This is a genomic window from Wolbachia endosymbiont of Onchocerca gibsoni, from assembly GCF_029169405.1.
Classification (GTDB): domain Bacteria; phylum Pseudomonadota; class Alphaproteobacteria; order Rickettsiales; family Anaplasmataceae; genus Wolbachia.
Genome location: NZ_JABUMP010000001.1, coordinates 189140 through 211677 on the forward strand (window position 1 = coordinate 189140; position 22538 = coordinate 211677).

Below are 22538 nucleotides of genomic sequence, written 5' to 3' on the forward strand. Positions count from 1 at the left end.
GTAGATTTGTTAAACTTAGCAGTAGAAAAAGTGAAGTCAGAAGTGGAATGAATTTAATCAGATATATGAATGACTTTATTATTTTGGGTGATGCATGTAGGTTACTAGAAAATGATGTTAACCAATTAGTATCATCCTTCCTTTGTCGTAAAAAAGGGTTCGATTTTCTTGATTATAATGTATGTAGAGATATAGCAAGAAATTAGTTATTGTGTCTTCGAAAGAAAATGTTAAGGAAATTTCTTTTAAAAAGAATGTTTTAATAAAAGCAAATATAGACAGTTCATAAGCTGTAGTAATTAAATAAGAGGATGAGAAAACCAATTACTGTTATGTATATGCTAAAAAACGTTTAGTAAAATCGGCGATGAAATTTGACATAGTTTATTTCATGGAAACAGAAAAGGAAAAGACATTCATGTAGAGGAGTTACATTGGATAAAGAATCAACTACTACTTTAAAGTAATAGATCATTGTTAATAGGTATTTATTACTTCTTTATGCAGAAACAAACTAAGAAAACAAGGTTTATGAATAGCTTACTCAAATTAAGCTATTTCTGATTAGACGTTCCGTTAGTGAAATTGAAGAGTTAAGAAGAGCTTTCTTAAATTCAGAAAAATAGCGGTTAAGATAATGCATAAATGACGGAGTAAGAAACCTAATCTACTTTCAGCTCTTTAGTATGTAAGGTGTGTGGTAAAAATTCGAGTTCCTTTGCAACACTTAATTCTTTATTTTTTGTGTGTATGCCAAGCTTATTAAATTTCCGAGCAACAGGGAACACTCTTGCTTCAAGCGAACCAGTAGTTTTATTATAATCATCAACAGCACTTTTTAAGCTTTTCCTTAAATTATTAAAATTTTCGCCCATTGTACAGATGCGTTCATATAAAATATGGCCCAATTCACTAATTTTTTTTGAACTCTCGGCTATCATTTCTTGTTTCCACCCATATGCTATTGTTCTTAGTAGTGCAATTAAAGTAATCGGTGTTGCAATAATCACTTTTTTTTCTATTCCAATCTCTATTAAAGTAGGATCATGCTCTAATGCTGCACTAAAAGCTCCCTCTCCTGTTAAGAAAAGCACCACAAACTCTGGCGTATTTTCAAACTGATTCCAATACTCTTTTTTGCTCAAGTAGCTTATATGTTTTTTTATTGCCAAGGAATGATTTTTTAATTTCTCTCTTTGTATTTTTAAATCATTTTGCGATATGGCATCGAGGTAAGAATCAAGCGGAACTTTAGCATCTATTATTACTTGTTTTCCAGAGGGCATCTTGATTATTAAATCAGGGCGTAATAAATTATCCTCATTTTTATCAACTATTGACGGCTGAATAAAAAAATCACAGTATTCAATCATTCCTGCCATCTCCACTACTCTTTTTAACTGTATTTCGCCCCATTTTCCCTTAATGTGAGGTTTTCTTAAAGCATTAGCAAGACTGGAAGTTTGGTTTATTAACACTCCAATTTGCTCTTTTAAGCCTTCATAAGCTCCTATCCTTTCCTTTTCTAGCTCACGTATTTCACTATCAAATTTTTCCAATCTTTCTTTTATTGGAGCTACAACTTCATTAAGTGTTGTCTTTCCTTTTTTAAAATCACTTTCTGTTTCTTTTAATTTACTGTTAATTGCTTCCTTTGCTAAGTTCAGAAAATTATTATTATTTATCTGTAAAGCATCGAGAGACAATGCCTTAAAAGTATTTGTAAGCCTTTCTTCTGCTTCTGTTAATAGCCTTATTTCTCTCTTCTTCTCCTCGCGTTCTTTTTGCAAGGTTATTTCAAGTTCTGCATTGCTTACTTTTAAATTTATTATTTCCTCATTTTTACATAGTAAAATCTGTTTTGTTTCTTGAAGCTCACACTTTAACTTATATAAGTTGTCTTCAAGATTTGCTGCATTTATTTTTTTTTCACTTAGTTCCTTGCTCTTTTTTATACTAATATAGTAAAATAATAATAAAGAGAGAAAATTTAACCCAAGAAATATAGAACTCGAAAGCATCAAAACACGAAAAAATCTTACTTATAATGCTATCTAATTTTTGTATATATAGGAAAAGAAAAAAAAGAGCATTTATACGAGGTACTGTTTATATAAAGGGCTTGCTATATGATTATAAGTTAATAGCTTAACCAAGCACCAGCAGTGTGTTTGTTTTGCTTTTAACTTGGTAGTTTTTAAACTTGATGTGTTGCCGCTTGTCAGATACTTTAGATACAGGACTTGCACCTTTAGGTACAATTGGAAGTTGAGCATATATCTTAATTTTTTTATTTNATTAAATGTAATAACTCTTTTATTTTTTTTTGGTTTATTATTACCCATAAAGTCGTTCACTGCTATCTTGCATTCAGCTGAATTTATGTTAGGTTATATAACTATTCTCTATTTCTTCTTTTGAGATTATGACTACCAGTTATATAGAGTCCTTTTTTGGTTCTCAAAATATCTAAATAAAATTCTTTTAATTATTAATTGTAGTATTATTCCTATTTTAGTTTAGAATTGTGTTTAGAATGTATTGTAGTGAGTAGTTGATGTAGCAATTTTATTTCACCATTGATAAGCTTTAAAGAACAAATTAGATTCGATAAGTTACTAAAATGGTTTTTGTAGCTTAAATTTCTAAAAAAATATGTAAAACTTCTGTGTGATTAGCAATTTACTTAGAAAACTTTTTATGCTTTTTACATACCTTATTCTTTAAATTAATAAAGAATTAACTCGATTATTAAGTATAGAGTTTGATATGTTAACTATTTTGTACTTTGAAGGGAAAATGCATGGTATAAGAAAGTAGTTTAGTTCTTTTTTTCTTTGATCATCTACGACATTAGTGATTTGGATGATACTATTCGCTTGCAAAGCTTAATGTTTATATGGTTACATGTTAACTACTGGAGTAACATCACTGGTGTTTAATTAAAGTACGATTTGGTTAAATGTAGAAAAAATTCAAAAAATAGATGGCTACTATAATTTTATGTAACCTATAAAAAATACCTTTAATTTTTTACTGAATTTTATTATTGAATTTGCAGATCAAAAATAAGTTTTGAGGTTATAAGCAGATTATGCTGATACAGTTGTTACTGAAACTTGTCGAGTAGCTTTTAGGTCTGTTTTTACAATCAGTATTATGTGCTGTCTTAGGGCTTTAGTTGTAAATCCTACATCTTAGCGCACATATATTTTAACTCCATTGGCATGCAAATTTGTATAACTTTTCCCAGTGTTAAGTAATGCAAGTCCGATCTTGTCTATAGTAGAGCGCAGCTCTCCTATTTCCTCATTACTTTCATTTATTATTTTAGTTCCAATATTCGGAAGCATATTATTCCCTTCAACAGGATAAAGTTTTCTTCTGAGTGTTTCTTGTCTACTCATTCGGTTTACAACTTCCTGACCTATATAACATCCTTTATTAAAGCTTATACCATTTATTTTATCGATTAAATATTGCAGCGGAAACGACGAATTTTGCACCATGTCTTTTGTTCCATCTGGAATAAGGTTTTGAATTCTAACTCTTTCATATTGAATAAAATCCCCAATTGGTTGTCTTATTTCATCTTTGTGTATTATTCTCATTCCTAAAGACTTGTGCCTTGGATCCTGAAAAATAATCTGCGATTCGTTACTATGTTCTATTGATTTAGTATTAAACAAAACTCCAACTTTATATAGTGCACTAACATTCTTAACTTTCACTCTTAGGTAGGTTTTAAGTAAATTTAATTTCTCAATAATTTGTTGCAGGTACGTGTTTTCACATTCCAGTAAAGTATATTTACCACATTTAGTAAGAAAAAAATCGTATAAGTACTTTCCTTGAGAATTAAGCAATAAAGAATAAATAGCTTTTTGGCTACTCAGATTATTGATATCGTTTGTTATAATACCCTGCAGGAAATTCTTTGTATCTGGCCCATATAGGACTACTACACTACGGTTTTCTAATGGTATATAACTCATGCAATTTCTGTTAATAAGTCTAAATCTTACTATACAATCCTAGATGTTTTTTGTCTTTCAACATTTTAAGAGTTCAAGCCCTTGAAATCTAATTTGCTAGTACATATATAAGCTTGTAGGTTAATTTGTTGATGAGGGAAAACAAATGTCAAGCATAAACTTAAGTGTATTAGATGATAGTGTTCTAATCAAGCCTATCAGCGAAGAGAAACAGGGTGGAATTATGCTTCCGTCAAGTGCTGAAAAGAAACCTACTAAAGGTGAAGTTATAGCAATTGGTCAAGGTTCACGTAGTTCAAGTGGTGAGCGTATGTCCTTAACTGTAAAGGTTGGTGATAAAGTGTTTTATCGTCAATGGGCTGGTACGGAGATAGAGCATAGTGATGAAAAGTTTATCGTAATGAAGGAGTCCGATATACTTGCTATCGTTAAGTAGCAGTCTTTAATTTTATTAAATTAAAATAAAGCACAATATAGTGCATTACGAGTAATTTTATTATAGTTTTCTGAGTTTTTTATTAGTAAGGGGTTATAAAGATGACTAATGTAGTAGTATCAGGTGAGCAGTTACAGCAAGCTTTTCGTGAAGTTGCAGCAGTAATAGACTCAACAGTAGCAGTAACTGCAGGACCTAGAGGAAAAACAGTAGGGATTAATAAGCCTTATGGGGCGCCAGAAATTACAAAAGATGGTTATAAGGTAATGAAGGGTATCAAGCCTGAAAAACCATTGAACGCTGCAATAACAAGTATCTTTGCTCAAAGTTGCTCTCAATGTAATGATAAAGTTGGTGATGGTACAACAACATGTTCAATACTAACTAGTGGTATGATAGTGGAGGCTTCAAAGTCAATTGCTGCTGGAAATGATCGTATCAGTATCAAGAATGGAATGCAGAAAGCAAAAGATGTAGTATTAAAAGAAGTTGCTTCAATGGCTCGTACAATTTCTTTGGAAAAGATAGATGAAGTAGCGCAAGTTGCTATAATTTCTGCGAACGGTGATAGAAGTATTGGTAGTAATATTGCTGATGCTGTTAAAAAGGTTGGAAAAGAAGGTGTGATTACTGTTGAAGAAAGTAAAGGTTCAAAAGAACTAGAGGTTGAGCTTACTACTGGTATGCAGTTTGATCGTGGCTATCTTTCTCCGTATTTTATTACAAATAATGAGAAAATGATCGTGGAGCTTGATGATCCATATCTCTTAATTACAGAGAAAAAACTTAATATTATCCAGCCTTTGCTTTCTATTCTTGAAGCTGTTGTTAAGTCTGGTAAACCTTTGCTTATCATTGCAGAAGACATTGAAGGTGAAGCATTAAGTACTTTAGTTATTAATAAGTTGCGTGGTGGTCTAAAAGTTGCTGCAGTGAAAGCTCCAGGTTTTGGTGATAGAAGAAAGGAGATGCTTGAAGATATAGCAGCTTTAACTAATGCTAAGTATGTCATAAAAGATGAACTTGGGATTAAAATGGAAGACCTAACTCTTGAAGACCTTGGCATTGCTAAAAATGTTAAAATCACTAAAGATAATACTACAATTGTCAGCGAAAATAGAGTTACTGACAGAGTAAAAGCTAGAATTGAGCAGATTAAATCTCAAATTGAGTCTTCAACTTCTGATTATGATAAAGAGAAGTTAAGAGAGCGTTTAGCAAAATTATCAGGTGGTGTTGCTGTATTAAAAGTTGGTGGAGCAACTGAATTAGAAGTTAAAGAACGTAGAGATAGGGTTGAGGATGCGTTGCACGCAACAAGAGCTGCAATTGAGGAAGGTATAGTTCCTGGTGGTGGAGTTGCACTTCTTTATGCCTCATCTGCTCTTGATAAGCTGAAAGGTGCAGATGATGAAGAGCAAATAGGTATAAATATTATCAAGAAAGTTCTCAGTGTCCCTATTAAGAGGTTAGTCAAAAATGCTGGTCTTGAGTCTGCTGTTATAATTGACTATTTAATTAAGCAGAATAATAAAGAACTTATATATAACGTTGAAGCTATGAGTTATGCTAATGCATTCGCTGCTGGTGTTATTGACCCAGCAAAAGTTGTTCGTATTGCTTTTGAAACAGCGATATCTGTTGCAAGTGTGCTGATTACTACTGAATCTATGATAGTTGATATACCAAGTAAGGATGAAAATGCTTCATCTCCTATGGGAGCAGGTGGCATGGGCAGAATGAATGACTTTTAAGTAAATGAAACTTTGGGGCAAGGAGTCTGCTTGCTCCAAGGTAATATTTTTTATTCTCTAAGGGTTAACATTTATGGAGGGTGTGCTGCTTGTTCTATTTCTTTCGCTTTATTTACTTTCTTATAATGAATAGGTAATATAGAAGTTGGTAACCTTAAGGTAGGTATTACTTATGTTGGTGTATATTAATAAGTAGTTTTATGTAGTGTTGTCTATTATAATAACTGTAATCTGAATTATCTCTTCATATGTAGAGGATAAAATTGTCTTTTTACTTGTACTCAACTGCATCTGGTAAGAAAAATTGCAAAATTTGACTTGTTTTGGTAAGGTATAATAAAGGTTATAAATGAGGGACTTGAGGGTTACGATCTCTTCCACTTCTCTCAATTACTAAGGTAACACATTAAAAATATATATCCATTGGTACCTACTCCGGAAGAGTGTATGGCTGAAGCAGAGAGGAACGTTGGAATGATACCTGATTGATTGATTTGGGAACTGTTATTCTGCATGTTAGTGTTAATCTATGCTAAAATGTAACAGATGAATTACAGCATTTAATGGTATCGTATACTGTGGGAGTTAAAGTAGCACAGTAGTAATTAATGCAATAAGCACTATAAAAAGACAAAAAGCTATTTTTTTTGATTATTAGGCTTTAGCCGAGATTTCTCTGTACACGCATGTACATTAGTTGGTTATAACCAAACTAAAAAAACAGGTAAAGGTTTCTATATATACTAATGGGATTTCCTCCTTTCACTAAGGAAGATATCGTTTAGTCTTTTGTCTATAGTTTTTTCTATATCTTCGATTAAAAGCTGCTTTATCATGGCTACTTTTTGTTTTTCTTGAGCATGACGTTCGTTATTGTAACCACAATGATCTTTTGCTTTACTATTCTTTTTGCCTTTGATCATAAATTTAAGTATCTTTTTTACCTTTTCCTTTAAAAAGAGTTTCCATCCTGTGCTTAGAAATAATTTATAAAGAAAATGCGGAGCAAGAAATGCTATCAACATCCTAAAAGAAATTCCATAATTCAGGTTTCCTCTATTGTTAGAGTACCATTTGCAATATTGAAATAAATGATAAAATGCTCTTTTAAAAGAGCCACATTTTGCAGTATACCAAAAGCCGTTGCTAAGAAACATGAGTACAATACTAGATGCATAAAGGTAGATTATAAGGAAGAATAACTTTACAGTTATGTCTTTTAGGCTGCTTAGTATGTAATTTAATAGCCTCAATTTATAGAAAAGTGGTATCACTTTACATCCTCTTCAATATGGCTGGGGTGGAAGGACTCGAACCTTCGCGTGGCGGTACCAAAAACCGCTACCTTACCACTTGGCTACACCCCAATACTTGTTTATATCAAAACATTATTAACCCAATTAGTAAAAGATTTATTTGTCTTTTCTATTGGAATTACTATAACAGCTGGCTGATCATAAGAATGCATTGCCTCAATTTTTTTTATGATTTCATCTACTTGACCGCTTCTGCTTTTCATAATTGTCACTATTTCATAACTGTTGTGAATTTCACCTTTCCATAAATATAGAGAATTTACTTCAGGAAATATGTTGACACATATAATTAACTTTTTATTTAATAATTCCTCAGAAATAGCTCTAGCTTCTTCTAGATTTGAAAAAGTTGTATAAACTAAAACTATACTATTCATTAGAAACCTACATAAACATATTTTACTATACTTTACTTAGCTTAATTCATCAAGAGAAAATAGGTAGAGCTTCTTTCAGAACCTCCATTGTAGTTTAAAAGCAATTCCCAGCCAGAAAAGCGTCTAAACTATTTACGCGAAATCACCTATTGTTCGAATTACCTGTAAAATTGAAATGTTTATCCACCAAAATACGCGAAGATGGAATGTTTTAAATTAAACTTTCGATTAGAAAAAAATAAAAGAGGATGTTACTCGTTGAGTAACATCCTTTTAGAGAAAGTAGTTAGTTCTGTTTGTCCTTATTTACCAGCTGCAACTGCTTGCATAGATGTGTGTAATTGAACGTCAGTTTTAACAGCCATATTTGTAGAAGGTTGTTGCTTTGCCAGTCTATCCAGATAACTTGTTTTTTTAAGGTCAGCTTGTTTTTTTACCTTGCAATCTGATTCGGTAGTCACGATTGATTTTGAAGAAGAACTAAGTAGATTGATTCTTCTATCAGTAGAACTACTGCTTAAGCTACGATATGAAGGACATCTTTTAAGAAGATTAGAATTGACTGTTACAAAGCTTTTAGAATCTAAACTAGAGCCAATAGTAGTACTGGCAGTTTTCATAGAACCAACATCTGATAAACTATTTTCTAATGAGCTGTCAATAGATTGTATCGAACCTTTTCTACTTCTATGCTTTTTTGCCGTTCCATTAAGCTTTTCTATAACATTAGAAAGTTTGTGTTCTATTTTGCATCCTTTAACGACTCTCTTAATTTCATCATGATGTTCAGAGAAAATTTCATAAAGATTGTTGTCACCTTGAGCTAACAAATTTTGTAATTTCTTAGAGTTTAACCCACTAACAAAATCTGCTTGCTGTCCTAATTGATTAATTAACTGATCCTTTTTGAAACCTTGCTGACCATCAATAGAATAAGCTTTTTCTAATATTTTTCCCTTCAGCTCAGAGAATATCTTTTTGGTTAAAACAGAGTTACCTACAGCTTTATCCTCAAAAACCTCCTTAATGAACATTTCCTTTATACTATTGAAATTTTTCGTTTTTTCTTCTGTTTTTAAAATAACAGTTTGACATTGGTGATCTACTGAATATGAAATTTCATCTAGATTGGATATATTTTTACCAAAATTATTCATCTTATTCCCTATTATTTTCAGTGCAGAACTAGTTTCCTCTCTTGCTGCTTGCCCTATATAACTTACAGCTTCTTTTACTGAGTCCTTAGCGCATACAGCACCATCTTTAGTTTTGTCTGCAGCATATTTGAAGCCATTTTTTATTTTTACCCTGTGTTTATGTACAGCTGTACCAAGTGTCACGAATGCTACAGTTGCAAATATCCCACTTACTATACTACTGGCAATTACTGGAGCAGCTGCAATAGCAAAACTAGTACCCACCGTTATAGCCGTACCTATTAGCAAACCAAGTATCACTTTGTTTATTACTTCTAATGACTTTACTTTCTTCTCTAAGAATTGCATCTGTTGCAATAGGTCAATTGAAGAAGGTGTAGAGCTGCTGTATTGTTGATTTTGCTGAAGTTGTGCATTAATAATACCTGGATTTGTTCTATTGTGATTCAACATTTTAAACCTCATTGTTAATGAAATACGTTTATATTGTACACTTCAATTCTTAAGTTAGTGTTAACTTACCTATAAATAGCTCTACTTAAAGTGTTTTCTGGAAGTATAAAAAAATGAAACTGAAAGCTTTTTGAGTTAAAGCGCTTATTAGGTAGCGAAAAGGGATATTTATACTTTTAGGTATCACAGTTGTAATAGCAATGATTTTATCATTTTGTTACTATACTGACCTTTACGGAAACATAGTGCATCTCAAAGATGACAACAAGGAATTTAAAATAAAGCCAGAAAATTTCATAGAGTTACCCATATCACATAGAGAAAAGGAAGTATACAATCAGTTTCTATTCAAGTGATTAACCCGTGAATAAAATAGATTTGCAATTTCCTATTAAAGGGGTAATATTAGTGTATTAATTATAGAGTCAGTTATTGTGTTTGATGAGAACAATCCTTGGAATTTAGGGAAAAAACCGATAAGGAGTAAAATCTCTAATAATGAAGATACTTTCAGTAAGGCTATGTCTGAGGTAAGGTATTTTTTTGTTAATTTAACAAGAAATGGCAGCAGAAAACCTTATTTAATTATTTTTGTTATTTTATTTTTCTACGCTTGTACTGGTTTCTATATTGTTCACCCAAGTGAAGAAGGTATAGAACTTATTTTTGGTAAATATTCTAATACGGAAACACCTGGTTTGCGTTATCACTTTCCTTACCCTATTGGGAAAGTTTTTAAAGTAAATGTTAAAGAAGTAAATCGTGAAGAAATCGGGGTAAGTAGTTCCTACGGGAGAGATGCAGATCGTGGTGAAGGTGTGATGCTTACTGGGGATGAAAATATAGTTAACGTTAATTTTGAGGTTCAATGGCGCGTTAAAGATGCTAAGGATTATTTGTTCAAAGTGCGGGACTATAAACCTGGTTTTAGTGTTAAAAATGCTGCTGAAAGTGCTATGAGAGAAATAATAGGTAAAAACACGATCTCTTTTGCACTTGGTCAAGGTAGACAAGAAATTCCTATAGATACTAAAGCTTTACTGCAACAGATTCTTGATGGGTACCAAATGGGTATAGAGATTTTATCTATTCAAATGAAAAAAATTGATCCACCAGAAAAAGTAATTAGTTCGTTCAGAGATGTACAAAGTGCTCGTGCAGATAAAGAACGTATTATAAATGAAGCATATGCTTATGGTAATGATGTTATACCTCGAGCAAAAGGTGAAGCAATAAAGATAAAGCTAGATGCGGAAGCATATGAGAACGAGATAATAAGCGAAGCAAAAGGTAATGCAAATCGTTTTTTTTCTCTTTATAAAGAATATAAGCATAATCCTTCTCTTGTTAAGAGCCGTATTTATCTTGAAACTATGGAAAGTATTTTTAATCAAGTAGATAAAATTGTTATCACTGATGATTTGAAGGGTGTGTTTTCTTATCTACCTCTTGCAAGCTTAGGGAAATAGTTATGCTTAGTAACGTTAAAATTGCTTTTGTTTTTATATTTGCTGTTTTGCTAGTCTTCTTATTTAATTCGATATTTGTAGTACAGGAAGCAGAGCAAGCAATAGTTATGCAATTGGGTAGAGTTGTAAGGGATATTAGAAAAAGTGGTTTGTATTTTAAGTTGCCATTTATAAATAATGTAGAATTTTTTGATAAGAGAGTTTTAGATTTAAGCCCAGATACAACTGCAAGAGAAGTCATAACTGCAGATCAGAAGCGCATCATAGTAGATGCTTATGCAAAATATAAAATAGTGGATCCTGTTACTTTTTACCAAACTGTGAGAAATGAGTTAGGATTAATTAGAAGATTGTATCCAATCATAGAAGCTCACTTAAGAGAAAATATAGTCAGATTTTCACTAATTAGTTTATTGAATGAAAAAAGGTCAGAAGTTATGCAATTAATCCAGCGTGGAGTTTACTCTGAAGCTGGAAAGTTTGGTATAGAAATAATAGACGTGAGAATTAAAAGAGCAGATTTACCAGAAGAGAATAGTTCTGCAATATTCCGCCGTATGCAAACTGAGAGAGAAAAAGAAGCAAAAGAAATAAGAGCAAAAGGAGAACAAATAGGGCAAGAAATTAGGTCAAAAGCTGATAAACAAAAAAGAGAAATTATTGCTAGTGCAGTAAAAGAAGCCTATGAAATAAGGGGACGTGGCTATGCTGAAGCAACCAGGATTTATAATGAGGTGTTTAAGGCCGATGAAGAGTTTTTTAACTTTTATCGTTCTATGAATGCTTATAGTAAATCGTTTACTGGAAATAACACTAAATTCGTACTTTCACCAAATAATAGTTTCTTAGATATTTTAAATAAGGGATGGAAATAGTTTATGAGAAGTAAGGTTTTATCTATATTTTTATGTTTTTTAATTTCATTCTCTTTATATGCTAGGGTATTTAACTGGAGCACAGAAAAAGCTGCAGATATCAATACTTCTATATACAATTGTAATCAAGGGCTTGCTGACCTGGTAGAAGAACTTCTCCCTGCATTTGTAAGTATTTCGAGCGAGCAGGTTATCAAGCAAGGAAATAGCAACAGAACTAGAGTTCCCTTACCAAGAAATGATTTTTTTGATGGTTTTAGAGAATTCTTTGAGTACTTTGACCAGTTTTTTATGGACAAAAGTCCTAGCATTAACAGAGAGGCAGTGCTACTTGGGTCTGGGTTTATTATAGATAAAAGTGGAATTATAGTAACTAATTACCATGTTATTAAAGATGCCCAACATATCACGGTTACTATGAACGATGATACTTATTTTAAGGCAGAGGTTTTAGGCTATGATGCAAAAACTGATCTCGCTGTACTTAAGATTAAGGCTGATAAGGACTTCTCTTTTGTAACACTCGGTAATTCTGATGAAGCAAGAGTTGGTGATATGGTTATGGCAATAGGTAACCCATTTGGCTTAGGTGGTTCTGTAAGTACAGGAATTATATCTGCAAGGTCTAGGGACATTAGCATTGGTACCATGAATGAATTTATTCAAACTGATGCTGCAATCAATAGGGGAAACTCCGGAGGACCGTTATTTGATTTAAATGGAAAGGTTATAGGTATTAATACTGCTATTTATTCTCCGTCTGAGTCTGGAGGCAATGTAGGTATAGGCTTTGCTATACCATCTAACCTAGCTATACCGGTAATTGATAAGTTAAAAAACGGTAAAAAGGTGAAACATGGTTGGCTCGGTGTACAAGTTCAGCGTATAACAGTAGAATTTGCAGAGTCCTTAGGCTTAAAAGATACAAAAGGCGCATTAGTTGCAAGTATAGTAAAAGATAGTCCTGCAGAAAAAGGTGGGATTAAAGTAGGTGATGTGTTATTAGAGTTTGATGGTAAAATAGTTGATAGAATGGCACAATTACCTCAAATAGTTTCAAGAACTGACCCTGGAAAGAAAGTGCAAATTAAATTATTAAGAAAGGGTAAAGAAGTTAATATCAAGGTTATTATTGGAGAATCTACGAATGATAACCAAGATATCAATCAAAAAGAAAATGCATCGACATCTGATTATATAACTGGTTTAACCATTTCAAATTTATCAAGAGAATTAAAGGAAGGTAATGCATCTATAAAAGGTGTAATAATTACTAGTGTGGATATTTATAAGAATCCTACATTACGTGACCTTAAAAGAGGAGATATTATTACACAAATAAATGATGCTGATATAGAAAATGTTGAAAGTTTTCAAAATCAAGTAAATTTAGCAAAAAAACAAGATAGTAAAAAAGCAATAATGCTGCTTGTTTATCGTAATGGTAATCAATTTTTTACTTTAATAAAGTTGAAAAAGTAAATTTTTTACTAAATTTACAAAATAGTGATGTCATTATTTTGCCGCTATAACACTTTAGCTTTATAAGTAAGTTAAGGTCTATATTATTTTGCTAAAATGTAATAAGTCATAAATAAATCAACTTCTTAAAATTTATTGAGCTATGCTTTTGAGACAAATAAGTGCCGGAATGTGAATATGATGATTATTAGTATATAAAAGTTGTAGCAGATATACTGAAAAAACGGCAAGTGCCATAAAGTTAGGCAAAATATATTCAATGCTTATACGTTTAATAAATAAAACCCACTAGCATAAATGTGCTATTTTCTAGAGAGAATGCAAGATTGTAACATAATTGAGGGAAATGTTGGCTACGGGCAAAGACAATGATTCCTCTGTGCTTAAGCTTTGAGTGAGATATTTAGAAAATGTGCTATAAACTGGTTCGATCAAACGTTAGTAATTAAATTCAACAAGAAAAAAAAGATGATTGTTTTCACGATGCACAGTTTTCCTTTGGTAAGAAGCAGTTGCATAATAAAAATTGGATTTTAGTATTGATCGCTGGAACGACATTATTTGCATACTTGGAANAGGGATTAGTTGCTGTAGATAAAGGAAAAAGAAAAAGTTAATATGATAAATGCTAAACTTGGAGGTACGCTTTTATTAATTGATATTAACAAACCTTTTGTTGCTTTTGAGTGAGTATAATATTAAAAAAGAGTGGCTAAATCGTTATGAAAATTTTTCTAGTGATTTCTTACATGAACTCAAAGCTGAACATTATGGGTTCAATAAAGCTATGCTAGTTACTTTGGCGTCACTCTGCCTGGATAAAGTAAGTGACCGAGTTCTTATTTGCTCAATTGCATTTATGTGGATCTTGAAGTATCCAAGTTTATAAAGAGCAAGTTTTACTCTTGGCAGCAAGATGGACACAATAGCAATTTTAATTGGGGTAAAAACAGTGGTTAACAATTAGCATAAGATCTAGCAGTAGTAAGCTGCTTAATTTTATTAAATTTTCTGCTTGTAAAGGTGGATTCTTTTGCTATAGCAAGTAATGTTTATTGGATGACTTTACATATAGCCCAGTGCCTGAAGTTTTCAGCCCTGCTTCTGGTAGATAATAATAAATTAGCTAAACAAAAAATGAACGGTAAACTTAACTAATATGTACGTGTGTTTTTAACCTTCGAGAAATCCAACTTTTCTAGGTAGGTTAAGGCTTTGATTTCAATGACTATGCAACTCTAGCATTAGTGCACTAAATGTGGAGTAGATATAGAAAATTTTTGAGATTTAGATTCTTGGTTATATTTTCTGCATAACATTAATCCATATACATAGCACTAAAGAACAGGAATTATGACCGTGGCCTGCTTACTTTATATGAAAATTTCTGAGCATTAACTAAACCTAGTAGTGAATCTCAATTACAGGAGATTCACTACTAAATTCTTGTATAATTTTTTGAATAAGTTGTAATGAATACTGTAATGCGTCAGGATAACTATGATGATTAATTGTCGTCTATATGAACCACGTTTCTTTAACATATTTAGAACGATTTTTTTATCATATTATTCTAGTTGGAAATGTGTTATTCTGTTTAGTATAAAATGGATCGATTACTACTTTTGCAGAGTACCTATCAGAACGTTTTTAGTTATAGTCTTCGGGATTATTTTTCTTAGGTAGATGATATCTTTGTTGTTGAAAAGAGAATCTGAAAAACAGCAATTAGCACCGAGGTAGGGATAAGTAGTGGATAATATGTGCCTATGCGCCTATTATTGAAATAGTACTACATGGTAGCGAGCTTACTCACTTTTTTAAGTTGATTTAATATTATAAAGTCAGTAAAAAGAATTTTACTGCAGCGGGTGATAGCTGGATAATTTTTAGAAACGATGATTAAGTCGATAGTATCGTTGTACAATGCCTGTAGCGGATAAGCAAAGTTAGCAATACCCTCCAACATCAAAGAATTTTGACTACGATTCTAGCTGGATGGAGTCGATTATAAATTAGCTGATCAAAAAAAAGTAGTGCAGCTTAACCAATATTCCAGGTACTTTGCTCTTTTTGCTTCTGCACATGTTTTTTAGCCTTCGGGAAATCTATCTTTCCTGGCGGCAGATCAAGTTTTGACTTCGGTGATTTTGTGATTTCTTTACATAGTGCACTAAGAGGAGTGCGTACAGAAAGCAACTCCTGAGATTTAAATTCTTGACTATGTTTTCTGTATAGCATTAATGATATACGTGGAACTCCAGTAATTGCAATCTTAGGAATTTTTTGCTTAAGGGGAGATAACATCTTTGTTATGAAGGATTTATCATCGGTATTTAGTGTATTGAATTTCTGTAACTCTAATGGAGTGCTGCTATTTGATGATGAATTGCTTTTTGATTCTCTTTCTTTGCTACAAAGCGAGCTAACTCTATGTTTCTTTAAAAATTCGCTTCCAGGTTCACTGTTTGCTCTGTTCTTTACATACCCTGCTTTAGAATGCTCATCGCTATTTTTATCAGAAGCTGAAGAAGAAGGGAACAGTGGTACTTTTTGATTACTGTGGGGCATAGGCTTGCATGCTGGAATATCATTACTTAGAGAATGCTCAGAATATCTCTCCCTTAAAGATCTACCACTTATCCCAGATGAATTTATATTATAACATGGCTTTCCTTTTTCTGCTTCTTGTCCTGATCTTTGATTGAGCAGCTGTTGTACCCTTGCTTGTTTGAACAATGGCTTTAGTGATTCACCCTTATCGTCAGAACTTAAATGTTTATTAGACACTTTCTTTGGTAACGCTAGATTTGAGCTACTCTCATTAGTATAATATTTCTTGTCTATATTGTTATGAGATTGACTGCTAAGCCATGCACTACTATTATCTGAATTATTTTTGCTCTTGGGATTCAATGTAGCTGGTGCATAGTGAGAATTACTCTCCAATAGCCTACTTGAACTTTCTATAATACTCGCAGGTTGTAGTGAATCTGATTTAGAAAAATAATCTCTGCTCTGGCTCAATGTTGAACTAGGTTGTATATCAGCTACCTCAGGAGTACCTAAACAGCTAACACTCTCACCGTGATATTGAGACGTAGCAATCACCTCTAAATCAGAGTTAGGAGATCCAAAATCAGCTGTAAATTCAAAATATCCAGTTCTTTCATTATATGCAATTGGAGATTGCATAATTTCAGGAAGCACTTGAGCAATTTTTTTATTAGAGATAGCGTGAACTGGGCTTTTACAATTAGTAACACTTAGTCTTGTAGTCTTGCCTCTAATATCGCTCATGAGGGTTTTGCACACTGCTGAATTAATTTCATACACATCATCACCCTTTAGGGGTTCAAGCTGACCATCATGCCTTTTTATTAAAGGTATAAGGGCAAAATAATTACCACCTTCTCTTTCCTTTTCATCCGTAAAAATATCATAATCATAACCATCAACAAATTTCCCTGCCCATTTAGAAATTAAACCACCAAGAATACCTTTGAGATTCTCAATTTTAGAATATTTTTCGCCTGGAGTTTTAAAGCTAAGTGCTATTCGCCCTTTGACATATTTTACTACATTTTCAACTACTTTATCGCTCACATTTTTAATGTATAACATATCATCTTTATAGTGATAAAAGTCAAAACTTTCGAGACTGCATTCTCTTAACCTTAAGTTAAGTTCTTGAATATACATCTTTTTAAACAATTCAAGAGTTTCTGAATCATATCCTTCCCTTTCAAAGTATTCGCCGTCAAAAGCTATACAATATAGATAATGCTTTTTCAAAGGGTTAGGTCCATAAAATGCTCCTATTTTAACAGTACCTCTTACCCATTCATGGCCTTCTTCTTCTGTTATCCCTGTTTTTACCACTAAGCGTGCAATCAATTTCAATGTCACAGCTCTATCAAGTTCATTAACTAAATGTATCTTTAAATTGCGTATTACTTCTTTATTTGTGGAATCTGCAAGCTCCATTGCTATAACGTTTTCATCTAAATATTTTTTATTAGTATTGGCACTTAAAACAAATGGAAAACAGTTTAAGTTATAATATCTACCTGCCACTACCTCTCTGCCAAGATATTGCTGTTTTATTATCTCCTTTCCTACTCTATGTAGGTATTCTGCCACATTAGTACCATGAGCAAATGAACCAACAATTTTTTTGCCTTCTACAGTTAAATTAGTATTAATCCTATCACAAAAATAATTATTTAAGTTAAACACATTAACCAGCTCTTTTACAGAATTACCCATAACCCCTCCCGTTAAAATTGTTATGAAACAACATTACTATTCTAGTATTTACTTTTACTACCACTGGCACTAGTAGAAGTGCTACTACCTAGTTGTGTGTTAGGTTTGTCACTTTCGCATTTTCGTTTTTCTAACCTATATTTGTTAATATCAACTTTTTCATACTTATCGCTTGGAATCCATGTACCATCAGGTTGAGGCCCCCAATTATCTTTTTCACCATTATTGTCATGCATGTTGCCCCTAGTAAGAACATTAGGTAATTAGTATGCTAGAAATAAATTTGAGTGTAAACATTTTTTTATATTTTCCTTTTAAAAAACTTTATTCTTTTTTTTGTACTTCTAAATTCTAGCGTCATGTACTAAAATGGTACTTTTCTTTGTTACTAAAGTAATCAACACTAGAATCTAGTTTTTTGACAATTTCATTAAAATACCTTATTAAAACATAAATCCTATAATCACAAAATCTAATTTGCTATTAACCCCTACTCTTTATGTTATCTACTTTTCGATGATGCTTCCTCTAGTGCCTTTATTAATGATACATAATTATTAACTTTTACACTTTTACATTCACCTGTTGGTTGGTAATTATTAACAGCAGTAGACTTTTCTCTTTGTGAACTTCTCTCAGCAACTTTTTCTTTAAGCTCATCAGCAAGGTCATTCATTTCGTACCTACCAGTAAACTCAGATTCTTTGCTACTAATACTACTAGTAGTACTGTGTTTATTGATAGATGTAGACCTTGTTTCAATAATATCTTCATCGAAATTTATGTTGTAACCAGTAGATATTCCTTGGCTTTTAGAATCAAACGCTATTCCACCAGCCACAAATTTTTCCTCTATAGGTTTTGATGAACACATAGCTAACTTTAGTTTTTCTTTTTTTTCTCCCTGTCTTGTTTTTTGCTTGTTATGTTTTAGTACCTTGGATTTATTCTTATTCATATCATCCTTGTGTGTAGTGGGCTTCGTAATCTTTAAAGATTTTGGTAAAAATTTTTGTTCTTCTTTGGTCAGGAGGATTGGCTTTTTCAACCATATTCCAGTGCTTGACACTGAAATAATACCATATGTGAATTGAAGCTTTTTTCTTCCATCAACTTTAATTTCTACCTTTTTGTAAGCTTTTTTAGTTGCTTCTTCTTTTGGCAATGTTTCTTCCGTTTTTTTATCTTCTTCTTTGGTTGTTTCTGTTGGAGATATAATTCCAGCTGAAAGTAGCTCTGCAACTGATGAGGTTAACCATCCAACTAGGAATATTTGAATTTTTAGTTTCAAATTTTGTAATAACTCCAAACGATCGAGCACTTTTACAAACTCTTCTGGAGATAACTCACTACTGCCTAATTTTTTCTGTAATTCTTTCATTTCTTTGTTCAATCTTTCATTGAAACTTAAGTCTTTTGAAAAAACCTTTCTGATTAATCCCTTAAGTTTGTCATGAATAAGTTTTATGATTGTAGCAACATGATTTTTTTNTNCTTTTTCCTTTATCATGCGGTAGATTTGTGGATCTGTATCTACTCCAAGCTCGCTGTCTGTGAAGTTAAAAAATCTAAAAAGTTTCTCCAGTAAAGTATCTATACTGATTATAAAATAGTTATCTTCCTCATTAGAATGTACCTTTGAACCAGATACTCCATCACTATTAGAGTCTTTTTCAAGATTTAGTTTTTTGGATAGCAGGCTGTCAACATGACTTAATGCCTGATTTTGCAATTCAATGCGTTTAGCAGCAACACGCTTCTCAATTTCTTCTGCAGCAGTTTTGAATTGGTTAGTTTTTTCTTTTGCAGATAAGTTTTCTGCTATAATTTTTCCAAGATAGATTGAACTATCGCTTGAGTTATTATTAGAAAAATTGTTTATCATGTTACCTCCCGATATAATTAAAGTATATACTTCAATTTTACAGTACTGAATATTTAATAATTATTAATCCTAAAGTTGCCAATAAACTTCTCTAAACTTGTATGCTATACATATTATACTATACACTATATAGCTTTTTAGTGCAATTTCTGCTATTTCTTCAAACTTTAGATTTTCAATGTACTTCAACACCTGCTTCACAGAATTGATTTTATGGACCTTGCTTTAACTGTCCTTTGCCCTTATTGTATAAAGTATTTAATATAAAGCTATCATAGCTTTTGATATGATGTTATACAGCCATTATGTTCCTTTCTTCAAAAGATCTTTTTACTCTATAACACATACAACTGGTGTATGATCAGATGGATTTTTCAACTTGCGCAATTTGTCATCTATATAGCATGTTTCTAACCTATCGGCAGCTTGGGGTGATAATAGCATATAATCTATTCGCATTCCTTGATTATTTCGGAATGAATTACCTTGGTAATGCCACCAAGTAAACTGCTGTAAATCTGGATTAGATATTCTAAATGCGTCTTTAAACCCAAGATTTAAAATTGCTCTCAATTTTTCACGTTCTCTTATATGGAAACACACTTTGCCATTCAATAAAATTGGGTTAAAAACGTCAATTCCATCTAGTGCAACATTATAATCACCAGCTACAATAGTTAGCTCTTCATTTTTCAATAAATTGATTATTTTTTCATATAAATTATCAAAAAACTTAAGCTTATATGCAAATGCATTAGAATCTGGGCTCTGGCCATTTGGAACGTATATACTCACTACTCTTATCTTTTGATTATTGTACTTTACTACACATTCTATATAACGTGCTTCTTGGTAACCTTCTACAATGTCAATTTTAAATTTCTCTAGTATTAGGTATTTAGATAAAACACAAACACCATTTCTCGCAACTTGCCCATAAACAGCACATTTATATCCAAGCTTTTTTATTTCTTCGTAAGGAAACTGTTTTTCTGTGCATTTTGTCTCTTGTAGCAAAATTATATCTATTTGATTATCAATTATGAAATTGCAGATTTGGTCAATTCTTTTACGTATAGAGTTCACATTCCAAGTTGCAATTTTTAACATCAGTAATTCTTATTAATTATATTAATTAAACTTTCCCTAGTAGGTAACCTCGATGTTATAATTTTTTTCCATTTGATCGACTTTAAACTATCAGCGATATTTTTACTCATAGTATATGCAATTATATTGCTTATTGTGTGAGATAAACCACTTTTTAGAACTAAAGAACAAAATACTCTCGCTGTCTGTGAAGAAAAAAAAACAACACTATTAATTTTATTACCCGATAACAAGTTTTTGCACCTGTTAGTTAAACTTTTTTTAATGATTGTCTTGTAGAGTATAACTTCTCTTACACAAAAACCTTCTTCAGATAACCTTTTTTTTAAATCGCATGATACCTCTTGTCCTCTTATATATAAGAACTTAACTGCTATTGAATAGTGATTTTTTATGAACGATATTAACCCATCAACATTACTATCTGCTGATACAATATCAGAAAATCCTAAATCCTTTGCAGTTTGCATTGTTGAATTGCCAACAGTAACGATCGGAAGATCACCTATCTTACATATTTGACTAAATGCCTTTACACTGTTCTTGCTTGTGGATATTACTACGTCAAATTTATATGCAGATATGTCAGGCTGTAAATGCTTTATTGTGAATACTGGTTCTATATATACTTTGTATCCGTGTTTTTTCAGTGCATTTCTTGTGTTTAGTGAATCTAATAAAGGCCTCGTTAATAAAATAGACTTCATTCTCATTTGCTTTACTATAGGTGAAAATAATACCTCTATAAACGAATTGCTGAATAAAAATTTTTGATCTACAGCAATGGTAAGGAGTACTAGTACTCTTACTGATTTAAAGTTTTCTAATTTTCATTACTTTTTATGAATTATTTTCAGTTTTAAGCATAAATGTTAATTCTTTTTCATCCAGAGTTGCCCTTATTCATCTTATAGCAACTTTATGTAACATCTATATTTGTTGCTGACTTTTATCCACTTTTTCATTATTAAAGATTTTAGATATAATATTATTCATCTTTCTACAGCTCCTATGTTCTATGTATCAAACTGTTTTCACTATACTTAATTACTGCATATATATCATCTATGAATTTTTGATTGTTCTTATTAAACTTAGATACTATATAATTTATATCTTTCTCAAAAAAGTTGAAGTAACTATTAGAAAGGCTATTGTATTCAACTATGTAATTTGTGTAGTTAAACTCAATTAAACTAATATTTTCTTCAGAGAACTCTGTGGAAGAGCTTATAAAAGCTATTATAATATCAACTAATTACGTTAATAAATCATTAATATAATGACTGTACTCCTATATAAATTAAACAAGTTAACTTATTAATGCACATCAGCAATTTACCTATTGTTTTTTTCTATAACTTGCTAATCGTTAATCATAAGCTCGACCAATGTTGGTTGTTATAATAACATGGCCTAAGATGGAAGAAGTAGTAGAAATGAAAGGGATGATAAAAGGTTCTAGTAAGTATAGGTGTGACTTCTTTTATTAGGAAATTAGATACTGAATGCGATATCAAAACAAATTTTTGTTAATTTTTTTGTCCAAGGCAAGAGTACTTTCTATGCTAAGCTAATTATTAAGATAATATTTCAAAAATGATCTTTTAGTAACTATATATTTAAGGCAGATGAAAGTATATTTAATGTAGTGTCAACAATACTGAAATACTGGCCTGTAGGCAAGAAAGATATATCAAAGCTGATACTTGCTGTATACTCGATAAAAGAAACAATAGATAGTACAATAGTTAAACACTTTTTTTGTAAGTAAGTATTTCCTCTTAACAAAACTTGTGAGCTTAGATACAAGTAAGTATATTATGGAGTTGATTTGTTTAAAAAACAATATAAAAGTTAAAAGTGCCCGAGAGAAGACTTGAACTTCCATAACTTTAAAAGTTACTAGCACCTGAAGCTAGCGCGTCTACCAATTTCGCCACCCGGGCTTTTTATAGTT

General features: G+C 31.7%; 17 protein-coding genes and 2 tRNA genes. 7 read left to right on the forward strand and 12 right to left on the reverse strand.

Features of this window, described 5'->3' with window-relative positions; translation table 11 throughout:
- Positions 1-47 precede the first annotated feature (47 nt).
- Positions 48-206, forward strand: a complete 159-nt coding sequence (locus tag HSX44_RS00685) for a hypothetical protein (RefSeq protein ID WP_275601869.1) — start codon at positions 48-50, stop codon at positions 204-206.
- Positions 207-662: 456 nt separating this feature from the next.
- Here the strand turns inward: HSX44_RS00685 and HSX44_RS00690 are convergent, their stop codons facing one another.
- Together HSX44_RS00690 and ygfZ are read right to left on the reverse strand one after the other, a co-directional pair.
- Complete coding sequence (locus HSX44_RS00690) at positions 663-2021, reverse strand: DNA recombination protein RmuC (RefSeq protein WP_275601870.1); 1359 nt, start codon at positions 2019-2021, stop codon at positions 663-665.
- 1176 nt (positions 2022-3197) lie between these two features.
- Positions 3198-3995 carry a CAF17-like 4Fe-4S cluster assembly/insertion protein YgfZ gene (ygfZ, locus tag HSX44_RS00695; RefSeq protein ID WP_275601871.1) on the reverse strand — a complete coding sequence of 266 codons (798 nt, stop codon included), beginning with the start codon at positions 3993-3995 and terminating at the stop codon, positions 3198-3200.
- 154 nt (positions 3996-4149) lie between these two features.
- Here ygfZ and HSX44_RS00700 point away from each other — a divergent pair, with 154 nt between their 5' ends.
- A complete protein-coding gene (locus tag HSX44_RS00700) occupies positions 4150-4431 on the forward strand; it encodes a co-chaperone GroES (RefSeq protein ID WP_275602397.1) in 282 nt (93 codons plus the stop codon).
- Between the two features lie 101 nt (positions 4432-4532).
- On the forward strand, positions 4533-6185 hold the full coding sequence (gene groL, locus HSX44_RS00705) for a chaperonin GroEL (protein WP_275601872.1): 1653 nt from the start codon (positions 4533-4535) through the stop codon (positions 6183-6185).
- A gap of 743 nt (positions 6186-6928) precedes the next feature.
- On the opposite strand, the gene HSX44_RS03965 is transcribed toward groL, so the two are convergent.
- The 4 genes from HSX44_RS03965 to HSX44_RS00725 form a co-directional block, all read right to left on the reverse strand.
- Positions 6929-7459, reverse strand: a complete 531-nt coding sequence (locus HSX44_RS03965; protein WP_410543444.1) for a hypothetical protein — start codon at positions 7457-7459, stop codon at positions 6929-6931.
- An 18-nt stretch (positions 7460-7477) separates the two neighbouring features.
- A tRNA-Gln gene (locus tag HSX44_RS00715) sits at positions 7478-7552 on the reverse strand.
- Positions 7553-7560: 8 nt separating this feature from the next.
- Positions 7561-7878 (reverse strand): divalent-cation tolerance protein CutA, encoded by a 318-nt coding sequence (cutA, locus tag HSX44_RS00720; protein ID WP_275601874.1) that lies wholly within the window; start codon positions 7876-7878, stop codon positions 7561-7563.
- A 302-nt stretch (positions 7879-8180) separates the two neighbouring features.
- Positions 8181-9488, reverse strand: coding sequence for an actin-bundling T4SS effector WalE1 family protein (locus HSX44_RS00725; RefSeq protein WP_275601875.1), 1308 nt, complete (start codon positions 9486-9488; stop codon positions 8181-8183).
- 200 nt (positions 9489-9688) lie between these two features.
- Here HSX44_RS00725 and HSX44_RS00730 point away from each other — a divergent pair, with 200 nt between their 5' ends.
- The 4 genes from HSX44_RS00730 to HSX44_RS00745 all read left to right on the forward strand — a co-directional run bounded on the left by HSX44_RS00730 (position 9689) and on the right by HSX44_RS00745 (position 13314).
- Positions 9689-9844, forward strand: coding sequence for a hypothetical protein (locus tag HSX44_RS00730; RefSeq protein ID WP_275601876.1), 156 nt, complete (start codon positions 9689-9691; stop codon positions 9842-9844).
- A gap of 78 nt (positions 9845-9922) precedes the next feature.
- Positions 9923-10957, forward strand: a complete 1035-nt coding sequence (hflK, locus tag HSX44_RS00735; RefSeq protein ID WP_275601877.1) for an FtsH protease activity modulator HflK — start codon at positions 9923-9925, stop codon at positions 10955-10957.
- A 2-nt stretch (positions 10958-10959) separates the two neighbouring features.
- Positions 10960-11832, forward strand: a complete 873-nt coding sequence (hflC, locus tag HSX44_RS00740) for a protease modulator HflC (RefSeq protein ID WP_275601878.1) — start codon at positions 10960-10962, stop codon at positions 11830-11832.
- Between the two features lie 3 nt (positions 11833-11835).
- Positions 11836-13314, forward strand: coding sequence for a DegQ family serine endoprotease (locus tag HSX44_RS00745; RefSeq protein ID WP_275601880.1), 1479 nt, complete (start codon positions 11836-11838; stop codon positions 13312-13314).
- A gap of 1792 nt (positions 13315-15106) precedes the next feature.
- Here HSX44_RS00745 and HSX44_RS00750 read toward each other — a convergent pair.
- From HSX44_RS00750 to HSX44_RS00775, 6 genes are all read right to left on the reverse strand, one after another.
- Positions 15107-15283 carry a hypothetical protein gene (locus HSX44_RS00750; protein ID WP_275601881.1) on the reverse strand — a complete coding sequence of 59 codons (177 nt, stop codon included), beginning with the start codon at positions 15281-15283 and terminating at the stop codon, positions 15107-15109.
- Between the two features lie 74 nt (positions 15284-15357).
- The gene (locus HSX44_RS00755; RefSeq protein ID WP_275601882.1) at positions 15358-17583 is read right to left on the reverse strand and encodes a hypothetical protein; all 2226 of its coding nucleotides are present in this window, start codon (positions 17581-17583) and stop codon (positions 15358-15360) included.
- Between the two features lie 41 nt (positions 17584-17624).
- Positions 17625-17819 (reverse strand): hypothetical protein, encoded by a 195-nt coding sequence (locus tag HSX44_RS00760; RefSeq protein ID WP_275601883.1) that lies wholly within the window; start codon positions 17817-17819, stop codon positions 17625-17627.
- Positions 17820-19798: 1979 nt separating this feature from the next.
- The gene (locus HSX44_RS00765; protein ID WP_275601884.1) at positions 19799-20578 is read right to left on the reverse strand and encodes an exodeoxyribonuclease III; all 780 of its coding nucleotides are present in this window, start codon (positions 20576-20578) and stop codon (positions 19799-19801) included.
- Positions 20578-21285, reverse strand: coding sequence for a uroporphyrinogen-III synthase (locus HSX44_RS00770; protein WP_338063362.1), 708 nt, complete (start codon positions 21283-21285; stop codon positions 20578-20580). The genes HSX44_RS00765 and HSX44_RS00770 overlap by 1 nt, the downstream gene beginning before the upstream one ends.
- Before the next feature lie 1157 nt (positions 21286-22442).
- Positions 22443-22527, reverse strand: a tRNA-Leu gene (locus HSX44_RS00775).
- Positions 22528-22538: the final 11 nt, after the last annotated feature.